We start from the raw sequence: 15,981 nt of genomic DNA, 5'->3' as shown, positions 1-15,981 counted from the left end.
ATGTGGATCTTCAAGGCGCGTCTGATCTGGGGGATCGTGGCCGCGGCGGCCACGCTCGTCCTGGTGGTCACGGGAGCCTTGGTGATCCTCATCGGTGGCCTGGCGAGCACCGAGCAGAGCACCCAGGACCAGGCCGAGTCGGGCTGTGTCGGCGGGACCAACGCGATCCCGGCCGGCAACCTCGGGCCGGACGGTGAGATCCCCGAGGGCAGCATCGCCGGGTTCGACACCGAGCAGATCCAGAACGCCCGGACGATCGTGGCGGTCGGCAAGCAGTCCGGCGTGCCCGCCTACGGGTGGGTGATCGCGCTCGCGACCGCCATGCAGGAGAGCACTCTGCGCAACCTCAACTACGGCGACCGCGACTCGCAGGGTCTCTTCCAGCAGCGTCCGGTCTCCGGATGGGGCTCGGTCGCCGACATCACGAACCCGGTCAAGTCCGCCCAGGCGTTCTACGGCGTGGCCGCCCACACCGGCAACACCGGCCTCCTCGACATCCCGGGCTGGCGCAAGATGCAGGTCACCGCGGCGGCGCAGGCGGTGCAGCGCTCGGCGTTCCCGTTGGCGTACGCCCAGCACGAGGACGAGGCGCGAGCCCTCGTCGCCGCGCTCGCCGACGGGGTCTCGGCCGCCGACCTGACCGCCACCGCGACCGACGTGGCCTGCACGATCGGCATGGCCGGGATCAGCACCAGCGTCGTACGTCCCATCCAGGCCGGCCTCGCGGTCGACAACGACAACTACGGCAACTCCGGCTCCAACTGGGCCAACATGCACACCGGCAACGACTACTCCTCGCCGTGCGGCACGCCCGTGCAGGCGGCCCACGGCGGCACCATCGTGATCGAGTCGGGCGGCAGCTGGGGCTGGTCGGGACGCTGGCTGGTGAAGGTGCAGACAGCGCCCGGCAACCTGACCACGTGGTACGGCCACATGCAGTCGCTCTCGGTGGCCGCGGGGCAGACGGTGAAGGCCGGGCAGGTCATCGGGCAGGTCGGCAGCGAGGGCAACTCGACCGGCTGCCACCTCCACTTCGAGGTGCACCCGCACGGCGGCGGCTACCTGCAGGACCAGGTAGACCCGGCGGCCTGGCTGGACAAGAACATCGGCAAGACCCTCGAGACGACCAAGCAGGTCGCCGGGCTGCCCGGTGCGGGGCAGGTCGGCGCCTCCCCGGCCGCCGTCTCCGGCCCGCAGGTGCGCCTGGCGCAGGCCAACATCAAGGTCTCCATGTCCAGCTCGAGATACCGCTCCGACCTGGCCGAGGTCATGAAGCACGGACCCGACTTCGTCTCCCTGAACGAGGCCCAGTCACGGTCGGTCTCCGACCTCTCGGTGCGCGGCTACGGCACCTATCGCGCCTCGGCGGACGAGTACGGCACCCGGAGCCAGGCTCTCAGCCCGGTCGTCATGTGGCGTACCGACCGCTGGGTGGCGGTCGACAAGGGCACCGTCCAGCTCACCAAGCCGGTCACCGGCGTCAAGAACGACAACAGGTACGCCACCTGGGTGGTCCTCGCCAGCAGCGACGGCTCCGGGCGCATCTCGGTGATCTCGACCCACACGATGACCTCGCCGGCCAACAGCGCGCAGGCGCGTAAGAACGAGGCCCAGCGCGGCTTCGCGAAGCTCGCCGGGCTGGCCCAGGGGCTGCAGAAGTACGGCCCTGTCCTCGTCGCCGGCGACCTCAACTCGCCCTACCCGCGCAACGGCGGTGACGGGGATCCGTGGGGCCCGAAGCCGTTGATGACCAAGGCGGGGATGACCTCCTCCTTCGAGACCCTGGGCGCGCCTCCGCAGGGCTGGGCCACCCACGACGGCGGCGGCACCATCGACTGGCTCCTCGGCTCGAGCGCCACCGCCACTCCCACCCGCCACGCCACGTTCAAGCTGGAGTCCGACCACCACGGCCTCGTCGGCGACTTCAACATCCGCGGCCAATAACTGCCGAGGCGTCAGTTACGTGGGTCGAGGCGTCACTTGCGTCGGCCGAGTTGGCGCGACCTTGCGCACTCGGATCAGCTGACGCTTCGGGCGACGGGGCTGACGCTTCGCGCGACGGGGCTGACGCCTCGGCTGGGTCCGACAGAGGCCGCGCAGCGCGTGGGGATAGCGTTGGGGGCATGAACGAGGCGGCCGAAGGGAGGGAAGCGGCCGTCGCATTGATGGGCGAGTGGCTCGCGGGCGACGAGCCCGATCCATGGATCGTCGAGACATCCGGATCCACCGGGACGCCGAAGCGGGTCATGTTGTCCCGAGCAGCGGTGAAGGCATCCGCGGACGCCTCGGCGCGGCGCCTCGGCGCGAGCGGGCAGTGGCTGCTGATGCTGCCGGAGACGTACGTCGCCGGGGCCAACGTGATCGCCCGCTCACTGCTCGCCGGGCACGAGCCGGTGGTCTTCTCGCCGCGCTTCGCGACGTTCGCGGATGCGGTCGCGGCGATGGTGGACGGGCCGCGGTTCGTCTCGATGGTGCCGACCCAGCTGCACCGGTTTCTCGAGGCCGGTGGTGAGGACCTCGCCGCGATCTCCGAGTTCAACACCGTGCTGCTCGGTGGCGGCCCGATCGACCCGTCACTACGGTCCCGGGCCAGGGAGGCCGGGGTCAACGTCGTCGCCACCTATGGGTCCGCCGAGACCTGTGGCGGGTGCGTCTACGACGCGATGCCGCTGGACGGGGTCGGGATCGCGATCGGCACCGACGGCCGGGTCCGGATCAGCGGACCGATGCTCTTCGACGGCTATCAGGACGACCCCGAGCAGACCGCGAACTCCCTGGTGGACGGCTGGTTCCTCACCTCCGACGCCGGCACCCTGGACGAGGACGGCCGGCTCCGGATCCTCGGCCGCATCGACGACATGGTCATCACCGGCGGCGTGAAGGTCCCGGCGGCGCTCGTCGCCAGGCGGCTCCGCGAACACCCGGACGTCGAGGCCGCGGAGGCCCTCGGCACCCCCGACGAGGAGTGGGGCCAGCGCCTGGTCGCCTTCGTCGTCGGCGACATCGACGCCGGCACCGTGCGCGAGTGGGTCGCCGCTGAGCATCCGCGCTCCTGGGCGCCGCGACAGGTCGTCGTGCTCGACGAGATCCCGCTCCTCGGCAACGGCAAGCCCCACCGGCAGGCTCTGCTCGCGCTGGCGACGACCGACGACGCGGAGGCACGATGACCGCCCAGGGCCACGTCTTCGCCCTGCCGATGACGACTCGCTTCCGGGGGATCACGGAGCGCGAGGGCCTCGTCTTCGAGGGCTCCGGGGGATGGGGCGAGTGGTCGCCGTTCCTCGACTACGACACCCCTGAGATCGAGCCCTGGCTGCGCTGCGCCGAGGAGGCGGCCGCGGGGGAATGGCCGACGCCCGTACGTGAGAGCGTGCCCGTCAACGCGACCGTGCCGGCGGTCGGTCCGGAGCGCGCCCACGAGATCGTGACCCGCTCCGGGTGCGCGACCGCCAAGGTCAAGGTCGCCGACCCAGGCCAGAGCCTGGCCGACGACATCGCCCGCGTCGAGGCGGTCCGGGATGCCCTCGGCCCCGCCGGCAAGGTGCGGATCGATGTCAACGGTCTCTGGACGGTCGACGAGGCGCTCGCCGCGATCGGCGTGCTCGACAGGGCCGCGGGCGGGCTCGAGTACGTCGAGCAGCCCTGCGCCACCGTCGAGGAGCTCGCTGACGTACGTCGCAAGGTCGGTGTCCCGATCGCCGCGGACGAGTCGATCCGGCGGGCCGCGGACCCCTATCGCGTACGCGACCTCGAGGCCGCCGACGTGGCGGTGCTGAAGGTGCAGCCGCTGGGCGGCGTACGCGCCTGTCTGCGGATCGCCGAGGACATCGGGCTGCCATGCGTGGTCTCCTCGGCGCTGGAGACCTCGGTCGGGATGGCCGCCGGGGTCGCCCTCGCGGCGGCACTGCCTGAGCTGCCCTACGCCTGCGGGCTCGGCACGGTCTCGATGTTCACCGAGGACATCGCCGCGACGCCGCTCCTCCCGCACGGCGGGGTGCTGCCGGTGCTCCCGGCGTCGCCCTCGCCCGAGCGCCTGCTCGCCGATCGGGCGCTGCAGGCGACCTCGGTGCGCGCGGAGTTCTGGCGCCAGCGCCTGGCCGACGTGCGTGCCTACCGGGGAACGCTTCGGTGAGTCGACCACTTTCCCGCCATGGCGGGATTCTGCGCGGTGCCCGTCGCCCTGGTTGCCGCATTTCCCCGCCATGGCGGGAAAATGCCCCGAGGAGGATGAATGCCAACAGCTACTGAGCTCGCCCGGGCGGTCGTCACCGCGCTCCTCGAGGCGCGCGTCACCGACATCGTCATCGCGCCCGGATCGCGCAACGCACCGCTGTCGTTCGCCGTTCTCGACGCGTCGCGAGCGGGGCTGGTACGTCTCCACACCCGGATCGATGAGCGCTCCGCCGGCTTCTTCGCACTCGGCCTGACCAAGGTCGGCTCGCGCGCGGCGGTGATGTGCACCTCCGGCACCGCGGTCGCCAACCTGCATCCGTCGGTGCTCGAGGCCGCTCATGCCGGGGCGCCCCTGGCTGTCGTCACGGCCGACCGGCCGGCGCGGCTCCGGGAGACTGGCGCCAACCAGGTCACCGACCAGGTCGGCATCTTCGGCCGGCTGGTGGAGACCCGCGACCTGGTCGACGCACCCGACGAGAACGACATCGCGGCGCTCGACTCCGCACGCGGCCCGGTCCACTGGAACATCCAGCTCGACGACCCGCTGACCCCGCCCGACCGCTGGCAGCCGGGGACCATCGAGGCCCGCCCGGCCCCGCCGCGCCCCGAGCTGATGATCCACGAGTCGATCCCGACCGGCCCCGGGACGCCGCGCACGGTCGTCGTCGCCGGTGACGACGCCGGCCCGCCGTCGCGGATCCTCGCCCAGGACGGCGGCTGGCCGCTGCTCGCCGAGCCCTCCTCGGGCGCGCGCACCGGCGATAACGCGCTGCGCTCCTACCGGCTGCTGCTCGAGTCACCGCTCGCCGAACGGATCGAGCGGGTCGTCGTCTACGGCCACCCGACCCTCTCCCGGCCGGTCACCAACCTGCTCGCCCGCGCCGACATCGAGATCATCGCGGCCCCCGTCGAGGGGGTCTGGCCCGCGCGCCCGTTCCGGGTCGACCGCACGATCCGCACCCGGCTCCACGTCGAGGGTGAGCCCGACCCGGCGTGGCTGGAGGAGTGGCGCGAGGCCGACCGCGCCCTCGGTCGCCAGGTGGACCGGCTGCTCCACGAGCAGCAGCAGATGACGGCGTACGACGTCGCCGGCTGCGTCGCTCGCGCTCTGCCCGACGGTGGGCTGCTGATGCTCGGCCCCTCGAATCCCGTACGCGACCTGGACCTGATGATGCGGCCCAACCGCGTCGGCGGGCGCCGGAAGGTGCTGGCCAACCGTGGCCTGGCCGGCATCGACGGCATCGTCTCCACCGCGATCGGTGCCGCCGTCGGCCGCGAGTCCTCGACGCGCGCGCTCGCGCTGATGGGCGACGTCACCTTCCTGCACGACGCCGGTGGTCTCCTGCTCGGTCCCGAGGAGGTCCGCCCGGACCTCACCATCGTCGTCGCCAACGACGACGGCGGCTCGATCTTCGCCTCCCTCGAGCAGGGCGCCGACGACTACGCCGACAGCTTCGAGCGCCTCTTCGGCACCCCGCACGGGACCTCGCTGGAGTCGCTTTGCGCCGCCCACCGCATCCCGCACCTCGCGGTCACCTCAGCGCCCGAGCTCGAGGCCGCCCTCGCCTCCCCGAACGGCGGCATCGAGGTCGTCGAGGCGGTCGTCTCCCGGGACGGCCGTCGAGAGCTCGACCTGGCGATCCGCGCGCTCGCCCGCTCCTGAGCCACTGACTCGATCGGCCATGGCACAGTGTGCCCGTGACCGAACAGCCACAGTGGCCGGGCGTGGTGCCCTACGTCGAGTACTACACCGGCGCGAAGCGCATCCTGGTGCTCCACCTGACCAGCGGAAACAAGATGCTGGCCAACAATCCCGGCAAGCTGCCGCCGATTGCGAGCATCGACGGCCGGCAGTACGTCGTCTACTGGGGCACCGTCTCCTTCGAGATCCCCGCCGAGCGGGCCTGCCACGTCAGCGTCCACGTCGAGGGTGACTACATCCAGCAGGCCGCCACGATCCTGCTCTCACCCGGCGCGGAGGCGGTCCAGCTGACGTACGCGACCCACTACACCTCCGGCGTCGGCTCGCTGACGCTGTCCTGACTCAGGCCCGCCAGTACGGGTCTCGGCCGATGAAGCCGAGGAGCTGCTCCTGCGGAGTCGCATCGGCCGGGACGTCGACGCGAGGACCGAACTGGCCCGAGGCGCGCATGGCGTCCTCCATGGTCGCAGCGGCGGCCAGCATCGCCGCGGCACGCTCGGCGCCGAGGTCGAAGTCGCGCCCCAGGGCGCGGGACAGGTCCCAGGAGTGCATCCAGATGTCGGGGGTGTAGATCTCCGAGAGCGCCATGTCGAGCGGCTTGTCGCCCATGTGCGGGTTGGAGACCATCCGGCCGGCGGGGTCGTCGAAGAGCCCTTGGATGTCGGCGGTGTGGGTCTTCCAGGCGGCGACCGGGTCCGCAGCGATGTCGAGCGGCGCAAGATCCACCCCGGCCGATCCGCGGAGGAAGTCGCGTGGCCACTCGACCAGGTGAGTGACGACATCGAGCGCGGTCCAGGCCGCCACCGGGCTGGGGCGGGCCCAGGCCTCGGGGGCGGCGGAGCCGACGATCGTGGCGAACCGGGCCGCGTCGTACGCGTGCTGCTCGCTCCTGCTCAGATCGGGGGAGCTCACGAGAGCTCCGCGAGGAGCTCGTCGAGCTGCTCGTAGCCCTGGAGGACACCCTTCTCCATGCCGCTGGCCATGATCGCGGCCTGGGTCTCGAAGGACTCCACGACGCTGAGGCCGGTCAGCCGGGTGCGGCCGCCGGGGAGCGGCTCGAGGGTGAGGTACTCCAGCGAGGCCCCGTCGGGTGCGCCGCGCCAGGTGAAGGTCTGCACGATGCGCTCGTTCTCGCGCACCTCGTGGAAGCTGCCGAAGAACTGGGTGAACTCGTCACCGTCGCGCTCTGCGGAGTAGGCCCAGGAGCCGCCGGTGCGGAAGTCCCAGGTGGTGATGTGCATGCCGACGTCGCGCGGGCCGAGCCACTTGGCGTACAGCTCCTTCTCGGCGTGGGCGCGGAAGACGAGCTCCGGGGGAGCGTCGAACTCGCGGACGATGGTGATCGTCGGGGTCTCCTTGGAGGCCTCGATCGTGGTCTCGTGCTTCGTGGTGGTCATGATGCGTCCTCTGTTCGTGTTGATTCTCGTGATGGCGTGCTTTCCTGCATCTCGGCCAGCAGTGCGTCCAAGCGCTGGTAGCGCTCCTCGGCCTGCTGCTGATATCTCTCGATCCACTTGGTCATGAGGTCGAACACCTCCGCTTCGAGACGTACGGGGGCGCGGCGCGACTCCCGGCTCACCAGGCCGGCGTCCTCGAGCACCTTGAGGTGCTTGGAGACCGCCTGGAGGCTGACGTCATAGGGTGCCGCCAGCTCGCCGACCGTCGCGTCGGCGGACGAGAGCCGGGCGACCAGGTCGCGCCGGGTCGGGTCCGCCAGGGCCGCAAAGACTCGGGAGAGTCTGTCCTCGCTCATCTGCTACTCCTCAACCATTTGGTTGATAACGAGGCTAGGTCGCGTCGCCCGCCGTTGTCAACTGTTTGGTTGAGTAATCTCCTTACTGGAAAACATTCCCCGGGGGACATCGGTTGCGGCACCATGTTTCCCAGTCACGACGCTTCTCAGTGCACGTCTCCTCCTCGGGAAAGGCAGCCCCATGAGTCCTTCGCGCCGCAGATCCATGAGAGTGACCGCGATTGCCGCCGGTCTTCTCCTCGCCCTCTCCCTCTCCCCGACCCAGTCCGCAGGCGCCGCCGAGAAGGACGACCGCCATCTCACCCAGAAGGCGAGGTCCCACGGCGTCACGATGGAGCACGGCGCGTACGTCGGCTGGTCGACGCCCGGCTCGAACGCCACGGGCGGCACCGCCAACGACACCCCGATCACCGCGCAGGCGACCGTGAGCGGCATCGACGTCTCCGGCCACCAGGGCAACGTCGACTGGGCCTACTGGTGGGGTCAGGGGAAGCGGTTCGCCTACATCAAGGCGACCGAGGGCACCTACTACCGGAACAGCACCTACTTCCCGCAGCAGTACAACGGCTCCTACAACCAGGGCTTCATCCGCGGCGCCTACCACTTTGCCAACCCGTCCGACTCGGGCGGCGCGGCGCAGGCCGACTACTTCGTCAACAACGGCGGCGGCTGGTCGGCCGACGGGAAGACACTTCCCGGGGTGCTCGACATCGAGTACAACCCCTACAGCGGCGGCACCTGCTACGGCCTCTCCCAGGCGTCGATGCGCTCGTGGATCGCGGCGTTCCTGGACCGCTACCGCGCCCGCACCGGGCGTGACGCGGTCATCTACACGACCACCGACTGGTGGACGACCTGCACCGGCAACACCTCGCAGTTCGCCAGCGCCCACCCGCTCTGGATCGCGCGCTACGCCAGCACGCCGGGCACCCTGCCCGCAGGCTGGGGCTACTACACGTTCTGGCAGTACACCTCGTCACCGCTGGACCAGAACACCTTCAACGGCGCGTACGAACGCCTGCAGGCGCTCGCCCTGGGGTGATTCCTCGTCGGGGGTGGCCCCCCGGTCCTCACAGGCCCAGCTGGGTCTTCCAGGAACCGAGGACCGGGGTCCACTCGAAGACGCGACGCTCCTTGATCAGCCCGACCGCGAGGAACGGGTCCTCGTCCACGGCCGCCTCGACCGTGGCGGTGTCGCCCTCGAAGACGAGCAGGCCGCCGCCGTCGGAGGTAGGGCCGGAGAGGACCAGGTTGTCCTGGCTCGCCAGGAACCCACGATGTGCGTCGAGATGCTCGGCACGTACGTCAGGAAGGTCGTTGTAGGCGTACAGGACTGCGACGAGAGCCATCAGAGGTCGGCCCCGTCCGCGAGCCGTACGTAGCCGCGCTCGGCCGGGATCAGCGCGGCCGCCTGGGTGTCGAAGATGCCCGAGCCGGCCTCGGAGTAGACCCGGTCGTGGATCGCGACGGTCTTCGAGGCACCGACGGAGCGGGCGAAGTCGATCAGCTCGGCCGAGCGCGCCCACGGTGCGGAGACCGGCAGGAAGAGTACGTCCACGGCCTGGCCGGGGCCGTCGAGCGCGTCGCCCGGGTGGAAGATCTTGGTGTCTCCGGCCTGGATCAGGTAGCCCGAGTTGTCGAAGTGGGGCAGGTCGGCGTGGATGACCGCGTGCTTCTCGTTGATCGCGGTGACCGGGAGCCCGGCGTCGAACGACTCGCCCGGCTTCACCACCGTGGTCCGCTCGTGGACCGCGGGGGCACCCTTCTGGATCTGCGCCGCGACCGCGCCGATCGTGTAGATCGGGGCGTCGCTGCCCTCCAGGAGGGCCGGGTTGTAGTGGTCGGGGTGCTCGTGGGTGATCAGCACCGCCGTCGCGCCGTCCAGCGCCTCGGGCTGGGTGAACACGCCGGGGTCGACGACGACCACCGCCCCGTCGTGCTCGATCCGGACACAGGCATGGCCGAACTTCGTGATCCTCATGCCGCCGAATCTATCGCGGCCGGGTTAGACCTCGGAGCGGACCATGTTGGCCAGCCACAGGCCGAGGAAGACCGGAAGGAGTACGCCCCAGCCCATCCGCACCGCGGAGTCGTCCGGCAGGGCCACGACGCCGATTGTGGCGATGGCGCTCGGCAGCGCCCCCGCCACGATCGCGATCGCCGTCTCGATCCCGGGATGGTTGCTTCGGGAGTAGGCGAGGTAGAGGCCCATCGCCGCGGCCGCCACGGCGAAGAGGATCGTCAGCACCGCAGCGATGATCAGCAGCTTGTAGGCGCCCGGGGCATCGTCGGGGCGGTCGCCCAACCACGCGATCGCCGACCAGAAGCCGTAGCTGTCGCCTTCCTCGCCGTCGTCGTGGACGATCCGGAAGGCCGGCACCGAGATCATCGCGACGATCAGGAACGGGATCGTGAGCAGCTGCGTACGTGCCAGCCGGTCGGCGGTCTCCTCTCCTTCACGCAGGGCTGTGCGGATGAGGCCGTCCGAGTTCTCCATGAACGGAGGTTAAGACAGCGCGTCCCGAATCGGGACGAACTTGGCCTGCGTCTCGGCCAGCTCGGTCTCCGGGTCGGAGCTCGCCACGATGCCGCAGCCGGCGAAGAGGCGGGCGGTGCGGTCGTCGATCATCTCGGCCGTACGCAGCGCGATGCCCCACTCGCCGTCGCCGGTGGCGTCCATCCAACCGACCGGACCGGCGTAGCGGGCGCGCTCCATCGACTCGATCTCGGCGATGAGCGCGACGGCGTCCTCGCGCGGGGTGCCACCGACGGCGGCCGAGGGGTGCAGTGCGGCGGCCAGATCGAGCGAGCTGACCCCGTCGCTGGCCACGCCGGTGATGTCGGTGGCCAGGTGCATCACGTTGGGGAGCTTGAGCACGAAGGGCGCGTCGGGCACGTTCATCGAGGAGCAGTGCGGCTCCAGCGCGTCGGCGACCGACCTGGCGGCGTACTCGTGCTCCTCGAGGTTCTTCGAGGACTCCGCCAGCGACGCGGCGAGGGCGTGGTCGAAGTCCTCCTCGCCCGTCGGCCAGATCGTGCCGGCGAGCACGCGGGAGGTGACCAGGCCGCGCTCGCGGCGTACGAGCAGCTCGGGGGTCGCGCCGAAGAGGTCGTCGACGTGGAACGTCCAGCAGGTCGGGTACGCAGCGGCCAACCGCCGCAGCACAGCGCGGATGTCGATCGGCGCGCTGGCCGCGGCCAGCAGATCGCGGGCCAGGACGACCTTGTCGAGGTCTCCGTGCTGGAGCCGGGTGACGGCGTCGGCGACGATCCGCATCCAGTGCTCGCCATCGACGTACGCATCGGCGAAGACGACGTCGCGCGGCGCCTCCGGCTCCGGCATCGGAGTCAGGTCGGGGGGTGGTGTGGCGGCCGGGCCGACGGTGGTGACCCAGGCCGTGTCGCCTCGCTTGCCCACGATGACCGCGGGCACCTTGAGGACGGAGAATCCCGGCAGGTCCGAGAAGGCGAAGGAGCCGAAGCCGACCAGGCCGGTGCCGGGCTCGCGCACGGGATCGGAGACCGTGGAGACCGCCGCCAGCTCCTCGAACCACTTGGTCGCGTGCGCGAACCGCTCCGGTCCGGACGTACGGATCTCGGCGGCGGTGCCCCATCCGACCAGGCCCTCGCCGTGGCGGACCCAGGACAGAACGCGCCGGCGGGCGGGCAGCAGCGCGAGCAGGTCGTCGAGCGTCTCCGACCCGGCATCGAGTGCCACGGTGGTGGCTACCAGGGACGGCTGCTCAGACTCATTCACACGCCCAGGGTATCGGCGTGGTGTCGGCGAGGACGAGTCGAAGTGATGTATGGCATCCGCCCCGGGTTGCCACATATGACCATATGGGTTGTAGCGTGCGCTGGCGTGAGTACCAACAAAGAGCAGTCGTTCATCGCAGAGAACGGCATCACCCTCGGCATCATCGCCTTGGCCCTCTTCGTCGTGCTGGGCGTCGGCCTGCCACGGTGGGTTGGCGACTCCGAATCCCACTCGGGCGTGAAGATCACGCTTCCGGAGACGCTGTCGGGCGGCTACAAGCCGGCGGACCAGAAGTCCTCCTACGACCTCGGCGTGATCAAGAAGCAGGGCGCGTCCGAGGAGCAGCTGGACCTGTTCATCAAGCAGAACGCCGCCAGCTCGAAGACGGAGGACCGCAACGTGTCCGACGCCCTCGGGTTCTCGATGGCTTCGCGCACCTACATCACCAAGGACATGAAGAAGTCCGTGATGATCCGCGCCTTCGCCGGTGACGGCAGCGCCTACTACGGCGGTGGCGAGGTCTCCAAGGTGGGCGACAACGTCTGCTACTCCAGCGCCGACCAGCAGACCGGTCAGACCCAGGCGACGTGCTCGCACGCGTCCAACGACCTGACCGTCCAGGCGACCGCTGCCTCGAAGAAGGACGCGGCGAAGTACGCCGACGAGATCTTCGAGAAGCTCGCCTGAGTTCGGTCCCGGACGCAGACCGAGACAGAATCAGCCCGTGACCCGAGCAGATCTGGACAAGCAGCCCGGCGAGGTACGTCGGATGTTCGACGCCGTGGCCAAGCGCTACGACGTGACCAACGACGTGCTCTCCCTCGGCCAGGACCGACGCTGGCGACGCGAGGTCATCAAGGCCGTCGCCCCGAAGCCGGGCGAGCTCGTGCTCGACCTCGCCGCCGGCACCGGCACCTCGTCCCAGCCGTTCCTGGACGCGGGTGCCGAGGTGGTCCCGACCGACTTCTCCATCGGGATGCTCCAGGTCGGCAAGAAGGCCAAGCCCCACCTGCCGTTCACGGCCGGCGACGGCACCAAGCTGCCCTACCGCGACTCGACCTTCGACGCTGTGACGATCTCGTTCGGCCTGCGCAACATCGTCGACCCGGCTGCGGGCCTGCGTGAGCTGCGCCGGGTGACCCGCCCCGGTGGCCGGATCGTGGTCTGCGAGTTCTCGCACCCGACCTGGAAGCCCTTCCGAACGGTCTACGTGGAATACCTGATGAAGGCCTTGCCGCCGGTCGCTCGGGCGGTATCGTCCTCCCCGGACGCCTACGTCTATCTCGCCGAGTCCATCCGCGCATGGCCCGACCAGGCAGGCCTCGCCGCCATGCTCTCCGCAGCGGGTTGGCAGGCGCCGACCTGGACGAACCTCTCGGGTGGAATCGTCGCACTTCATCACGCAACCGCTTGATCTCTGCGAAAGTTCAACTATGACCACGACGTTGCCATGGGACGGCATCTTGATGCCTCGCGAGGCCTACGGGCCCGCAGCGGTCAAGGCCAGGGACTCACTCACCGACGCGGCCGCACAGGGTGACTGGCGTCGCGCGCTCTCGCAGGTGCGCAACGACTACACCGTCGGCGTCAACACCTGGAAGATCGGCGGTGAGTCGATGTTCACGCCGCTCCACCACGCCGCCTACCTCGGTGCCCCGCGGGAGACCGTCCAGGAGCTGCTCTCGCTGGGTGGGGTGCGTTCGCTCCCCACTGCCCACGGTGAGACGCCCTACCAGCTCGCCCAGCGACGCGGTCACGACCACCTGCTCGACATGCTCGACCCCTACTTCCGCCCCGGCACGCCGCTCGGCGACAACCTCGAGAACGTCAACCTCCACGTGAACACGACGCTCGCGGAGCTGACCGCCGAGTTCCGCGGCGAGCACCAGCTGCGTACGTTCGACGTACGGCTCATCTCCGAGGAGGGCGGCCCCGACGAGGCCTGGTTCACCGCCCCGGGGATGTACGGCGGCATCCGGATCGGGATGTTCTGGGGTCGCGCCCACCTGGAGTACAACTCCCGGCTGGGCGACTCCTACGTCGTCGTCGGCCCGGAGGGGTCGGCCTACGTGAGCCGCTCCAAGCGCGCCGTTCCCGCCCTCCCCGTTCGCTGACGCCGAGCGGCATGCGAAGGTCGTCCCATGGACGACTCGACTGCCGACCTGATCATCGACCTGAACCCACTCCCGGACGAGATCGGCGGCCGGCTGCGGGCTCAGCTGGAGTTCATCGCCGAGGCCGACAAGCTCAAGACGATCCTGCGTGCCTCACCGCTGGCCGCGGCCGACCGGCGTGAGAACGACGCCGAGCACTCCTGGCACCTGGCGCTGATGGTGCTGCTGCTCGCCGAGTACGCCGATGAGCCGATCGACGTCGGGCACGCGATCAAGCTCGTCATCATCCACGACATGGTCGAGATCTACGCCGGCGACAGCCCTGTCTTCGACGCCGCCGCGGTGGTCGACCAGGTCGAGCGCGAGATCGCTGCCGCCGAGCGGCTCTTCACGATGCTGCCGCCGGATCAGGCGGGTGAGATCCGTGCCCTGTGGGACGAGTTCGAGGCCGCTCAGACCCCCGAGGCGCGCTTCTGCAAGGCCATGGACCGCCTCGAGCCGATGCTCCTCAACTGGCTCAACCGCGGCGGCACCTGGAGCATGCCCGGTGCCACCGAGTCCCGTGTCCGGGCCCGTGAGGCCGGCGTCGTCGCTGCGAGCACGACTCTCGGCGAAGCCACCGACGCCATCGTCCGCGCGGGCCTCGCCAAGGGCTGGATCCGCCCCGACCCCGACTGACCCCGATCCCGCCGAGTCGGCGCATCCTGACGGGAAACCGGGCCGAGTCGGCTCGTCATGACGAGCCGACTCGGCGGCCTGAGCGGGTCAAATGGAAAGCTCGGTATCCCCTCCTGGGTATCCGGTACGCTGCGCTCGACCTTGGAGACCGGGACGCTGTGGAGGGCCGCTCGTGGACGCGGATGTGGTGCCTGGTTCGGTGACGGCCTGGACTGTCGCACGCGAAGACCAGCGTCGGATCACGTGGGCCATGGTGAGGTTGCGCATGCGGAGCTGGGCGTACTGGGTCCTAGGGTTGGGTGTGCCGGTGCTGGTGACCGGCTCGTTCTGGTTCGGCATGCATGATCCGGGTCTGGGACCCGGCGGCGACGTCGTTGCGCTGTGGATGACGGCCATCGTCGGGCTCGCCTTCATGGCGCTGACGATGACGCTTCCGCTGTGGACGTTGCCGCGCCTGGTGAAGCGCGAGTACCCCGTCGGCGCCACCCTGACAGCATGGGCGGCGAAGACCGGCCTGGGCGTGCGCACGCTCAGGCGACTCACCTTCTACCCGTGGTCGCGGCTGACCCAGGTCGAGGTGGGGCCGGTGTTCGTGCGGTGTCGGCAGGAAGGCCCGAGAACGTTGGCTGTCCCGGTCTACCTTCCGGCCGGGCCGGATGAGCTGGCGCGGTCGGTCGACTTCCCGGTTCAGCTCATCGGGCCCGAGATCAGACGCGGGCTGTCGATGGGGATAGCCGGGGACCATGCGGAGCAACCGATGGCTGGGAACCCGATCGTCATCCATCGGAGCCTGCGGCGGCGGCTCGTTCGAGCATGGCTGAGGGCGCAGTTCGGCATCATGATGTGGGTGCTCCCGGCGGGGTTCGGCCTCAACGTCGCACTCCATCTGGCGACCGGCTCCTACCGAGCGGCGGCCTTCTGGACGCTGATGACCCTCCTCAACCCACTCCTCTGGTTGCTCTCAGGCGAGGGACGGATGTCAGGGATGTACCCGGTCGGCACGACCGTAAGCGGCTCGGTGGGCGAGTGGCTCGAGATTCAGGGATCGTGGGGAAGCGTCGCTTGGCACCGGGGGTGGCTCAAGCCGCGGCGGATGACCGCGCACACCTTGACGTACGAGATGGTGCAGGTGGGCGCCAACGGAAAGCCCGCCCAGCTGCCCGACGGCGAGAAGCGGATCGTCGTGATCCCCCGGGCCTTCCTCGACACGCCGACGCCGGCCGTCAGCACCGAAGTCTGACCCGCCACAACCCCGCCATGGCGTGGTTGTGCAAGCGTTTGCCGCCGGATGCTGAGGCACTTTCCCGCCATGGCGAGAAAGTGCGCGCGCCATTTCGGCAACCCACTTGCATTCCGTCACAGGAGTGGCAGGATGTGAGTTGGCCCACATTGTGATTCTATTCACAAAGTCTCAAGAAGGGGTGGGCCGCTCAGGGTAGGAGGCGAGATGGAGCTCTACGTGCCGGTGCTCGCGTTGGCGGGACTGGCGACGCTCTTCGCGGTCGGTTCGGTGATCATGAGCTCGGTCGTCGGACCGAGCCGCGCCAACCAAGCCAAGGCGGATCCCTACGAGTGTGGGATCGAGGCCACGCCACAGGCGCTGGGCGGTCGCTTCCCGGTGAAGTACTACATCACCGCGATGCTCTTCATCATTTTCGACATCGAGATCATCTTTCTCTACCCGTGGGCCGTCAGGTTCGACGCGATGGGATGGTTCGGCCTCGCGGAGATGGGCCTGTTCCTGCTGACGGTGTTCGTGGCGTACGCCTATGTGTGGCGCCGCGGCGGATTGGACTGGGACTGA

19 protein-coding genes are annotated in these 15,981 nt (G+C 69.7%); 12 read left to right on the top strand and 7 right to left on the bottom strand.

Going from position 1 to position 15,981, the window contains the following annotated elements:
* The 5 genes from ABT304_RS04185 (at position 1) to ABT304_RS04165 (ending at position 6,216) form a co-directional block, all read left to right on the top strand.
* The gene (locus ABT304_RS04185) at positions 1 to 1,944 is read left to right on the top strand and encodes a peptidoglycan DD-metalloendopeptidase family protein (RefSeq protein ID WP_350713469.1); all 1,944 of its coding nucleotides are present in this window, start codon (positions 1 to 3) and stop codon (positions 1,942 to 1,944) included.
* Positions 1,945 to 2,123: 179 nt separating this feature from the next.
* Positions 2,124 to 3,167: an AMP-binding protein gene (locus ABT304_RS04180; protein ID WP_350713468.1), complete on the top strand. Its 1,044-nt coding sequence runs from the start codon at positions 2,124 to 2,126 to the stop codon at positions 3,165 to 3,167.
* The gene (locus tag ABT304_RS04175) at positions 3,164 to 4,132 is read left to right on the top strand and encodes an o-succinylbenzoate synthase (protein ID WP_350713467.1); all 969 of its coding nucleotides are present in this window, start codon (positions 3,164 to 3,166) and stop codon (positions 4,130 to 4,132) included. Before ABT304_RS04180 ends, ABT304_RS04175 begins: the two co-directional genes overlap by 4 nt.
* A 99-nt stretch (positions 4,133 to 4,231) precedes the next feature.
* Complete coding sequence (gene menD, locus ABT304_RS04170) at positions 4,232 to 5,836, top strand: 2-succinyl-5-enolpyruvyl-6-hydroxy-3-cyclohexene-1-carboxylic-acid synthase (RefSeq protein WP_350713466.1); 1,605 nt, start codon at positions 4,232 to 4,234, stop codon at positions 5,834 to 5,836.
* Between the two features lie 35 nt (positions 5,837 to 5,871).
* Positions 5,872 to 6,216: a hypothetical protein gene (locus tag ABT304_RS04165; protein WP_350713465.1), complete on the top strand. Its 345-nt coding sequence runs from the start codon at positions 5,872 to 5,874 to the stop codon at positions 6,214 to 6,216.
* A gap of 1 nt (position 6,217) precedes the next feature.
* Here the strand turns inward: ABT304_RS04165 and ABT304_RS04160 are convergent, their stop codons facing one another.
* From ABT304_RS04160 to ABT304_RS04150, 3 genes are read right to left on the bottom strand one after another with little or no spacing between them, the layout of a single operon-like run.
* The gene (locus tag ABT304_RS04160; RefSeq protein ID WP_350713464.1) at positions 6,218 to 6,787 is read right to left on the bottom strand and encodes a TIGR03086 family metal-binding protein; all 570 of its coding nucleotides are present in this window, start codon (positions 6,785 to 6,787) and stop codon (positions 6,218 to 6,220) included.
* Entirely contained in the window at positions 6,784 to 7,272 is a 489-nt protein-coding gene (locus ABT304_RS04155) for an SRPBCC family protein (RefSeq protein WP_160025693.1), read from the bottom strand. The genes ABT304_RS04160 and ABT304_RS04155 overlap by 4 nt, the downstream gene beginning before the upstream one ends.
* Positions 7,269 to 7,628, bottom strand: coding sequence for an ArsR/SmtB family transcription factor (locus ABT304_RS04150; protein ID WP_350713463.1), 360 nt, complete (start codon positions 7,626 to 7,628; stop codon positions 7,269 to 7,271). Before ABT304_RS04150 ends, ABT304_RS04155 begins: the two co-directional genes overlap by 4 nt.
* A gap of 211 nt (positions 7,629 to 7,839) precedes the next feature.
* Here ABT304_RS04150 and ABT304_RS04145 point away from each other — a divergent pair, with 211 nt between their 5' ends.
* Positions 7,840 to 8,670: a GH25 family lysozyme gene (locus ABT304_RS04145; protein ID WP_350713462.1), complete on the top strand. Its 831-nt coding sequence runs from the start codon at positions 7,840 to 7,842 to the stop codon at positions 8,668 to 8,670.
* Positions 8,671 to 8,698: 28 nt separating this feature from the next.
* Here the strand turns inward: ABT304_RS04145 and ABT304_RS04140 are convergent, their stop codons facing one another.
* From ABT304_RS04140 to ABT304_RS04125, 4 genes are read right to left on the bottom strand one after another with little or no spacing between them, the layout of a single operon-like run.
* Positions 8,699 to 8,977, bottom strand: a complete 279-nt coding sequence (locus tag ABT304_RS04140) for a YciI family protein (RefSeq protein WP_350713461.1) — start codon at positions 8,975 to 8,977, stop codon at positions 8,699 to 8,701.
* Positions 8,977 to 9,609 (bottom strand): MBL fold metallo-hydrolase, encoded by a 633-nt coding sequence (locus ABT304_RS04135; RefSeq protein ID WP_350713460.1) that lies wholly within the window; start codon positions 9,607 to 9,609, stop codon positions 8,977 to 8,979. The genes ABT304_RS04140 and ABT304_RS04135 overlap by 1 nt, the downstream gene beginning before the upstream one ends.
* Before the next feature lie 24 nt (positions 9,610 to 9,633).
* On the bottom strand, positions 9,634 to 10,125 hold the full coding sequence (locus ABT304_RS04130) for a hypothetical protein (RefSeq protein WP_350713459.1): 492 nt from the start codon (positions 10,123 to 10,125) through the stop codon (positions 9,634 to 9,636).
* Between the two features lie 9 nt (positions 10,126 to 10,134).
* Positions 10,135 to 11,385 carry an isochorismate synthase gene (locus ABT304_RS04125; RefSeq protein WP_350713458.1) on the bottom strand — a complete coding sequence of 417 codons (1,251 nt, stop codon included), beginning with the start codon at positions 11,383 to 11,385 and terminating at the stop codon, positions 10,135 to 10,137.
* A gap of 105 nt (positions 11,386 to 11,490) precedes the next feature.
* Here ABT304_RS04125 and ABT304_RS04120 point away from each other — a divergent pair, with 105 nt between their 5' ends.
* The 6 genes from ABT304_RS04120 to ABT304_RS04095 all read left to right on the top strand — a co-directional run bounded on the left by ABT304_RS04120 (position 11,491) and on the right by ABT304_RS04095 (position 15,981).
* A complete protein-coding gene (locus ABT304_RS04120) occupies positions 11,491 to 12,072 on the top strand; it encodes a hypothetical protein (protein ID WP_350713457.1) in 582 nt (193 codons plus the stop codon).
* 37 nt (positions 12,073 to 12,109) lie between these two features.
* The gene (locus ABT304_RS04115) at positions 12,110 to 12,799 is read left to right on the top strand and encodes a demethylmenaquinone methyltransferase (RefSeq protein ID WP_350713456.1); all 690 of its coding nucleotides are present in this window, start codon (positions 12,110 to 12,112) and stop codon (positions 12,797 to 12,799) included.
* 19 nt (positions 12,800 to 12,818) lie between these two features.
* Positions 12,819 to 13,499, top strand: a complete 681-nt coding sequence (locus ABT304_RS04110) for an ankyrin repeat domain-containing protein (protein ID WP_350713455.1) — start codon at positions 12,819 to 12,821, stop codon at positions 13,497 to 13,499.
* A 27-nt stretch (positions 13,500 to 13,526) separates the two neighbouring features.
* Positions 13,527 to 14,177, top strand: a complete 651-nt coding sequence (locus tag ABT304_RS04105) for an HD domain-containing protein (RefSeq protein ID WP_350713454.1) — start codon at positions 13,527 to 13,529, stop codon at positions 14,175 to 14,177.
* 265 nt (positions 14,178 to 14,442) lie between these two features.
* Entirely contained in the window at positions 14,443 to 15,417 is a 975-nt protein-coding gene (locus ABT304_RS04100; protein WP_350713453.1) for a hypothetical protein, read from the top strand.
* Between the two features lie 207 nt (positions 15,418 to 15,624).
* A complete protein-coding gene (locus ABT304_RS04095) occupies positions 15,625 to 15,981 on the top strand; it encodes an NADH-quinone oxidoreductase subunit A (RefSeq protein WP_008356428.1) in 357 nt (118 codons plus the stop codon).

Source organism: Nocardioides sp. NPDC000445 (assembly GCF_040300245.1).
In the GTDB taxonomy this organism is placed as follows: domain Bacteria; phylum Actinomycetota; class Actinomycetes; order Propionibacteriales; family Nocardioidaceae; genus Nocardioides.
The sequence above is the reverse complement of the archived record's forward strand: the minus strand, read 5'-3'. Positions and strand labels throughout refer to the sequence as shown.

Coding starts and splice junctions, on each gene's coding strand:
- ABT304_RS04150 (WP_350713463.1), bottom strand. CDS start 7,628: ATGAGCGAGGACAGACTCTCCCGAGTCTTTGCGGCCCTGGCGGACCCG.
- ABT304_RS04175 (WP_350713467.1), top strand. CDS start 3,164: ATGACCGCCCAGGGCCACGTCTTCGCCCTGCCGATGACGACTCGCTTC.
- ABT304_RS04105 (WP_350713454.1), top strand. CDS start 13,527: ATGGACGACTCGACTGCCGACCTGATCATCGACCTGAACCCACTCCCG.
- ABT304_RS04135 (WP_350713460.1), bottom strand. CDS start 9,609: ATGAGGATCACGAAGTTCGGCCATGCCTGTGTCCGGATCGAGCACGAC.
- ABT304_RS04180 (WP_350713468.1), top strand. CDS start 2,124: ATGAACGAGGCGGCCGAAGGGAGGGAAGCGGCCGTCGCATTGATGGGC.
- ABT304_RS04095 (WP_008356428.1), top strand. CDS start 15,625: ATGGAGCTCTACGTGCCGGTGCTCGCGTTGGCGGGACTGGCGACGCTC.
- ABT304_RS04155 (WP_160025693.1), bottom strand. CDS start 7,272: ATGACCACCACGAAGCACGAGACCACGATCGAGGCCTCCAAGGAGACC.
- ABT304_RS04185 (WP_350713469.1), top strand. CDS start 1: ATGTGGATCTTCAAGGCGCGTCTGATCTGGGGGATCGTGGCCGCGGCG.
- ABT304_RS04140 (WP_350713461.1), bottom strand. CDS start 8,977: ATGGCTCTCGTCGCAGTCCTGTACGCCTACAACGACCTTCCTGACGTA.
- ABT304_RS04100 (WP_350713453.1), top strand. CDS start 14,443: ATGCGGAGCTGGGCGTACTGGGTCCTAGGGTTGGGTGTGCCGGTGCTG.
- ABT304_RS04110 (WP_350713455.1), top strand. CDS start 12,819: ATGACCACGACGTTGCCATGGGACGGCATCTTGATGCCTCGCGAGGCC.
- menD (WP_350713466.1), top strand. CDS start 4,232: ATGCCAACAGCTACTGAGCTCGCCCGGGCGGTCGTCACCGCGCTCCTC.
- ABT304_RS04130 (WP_350713459.1), bottom strand. CDS start 10,125: ATGGAGAACTCGGACGGCCTCATCCGCACAGCCCTGCGTGAAGGAGAG.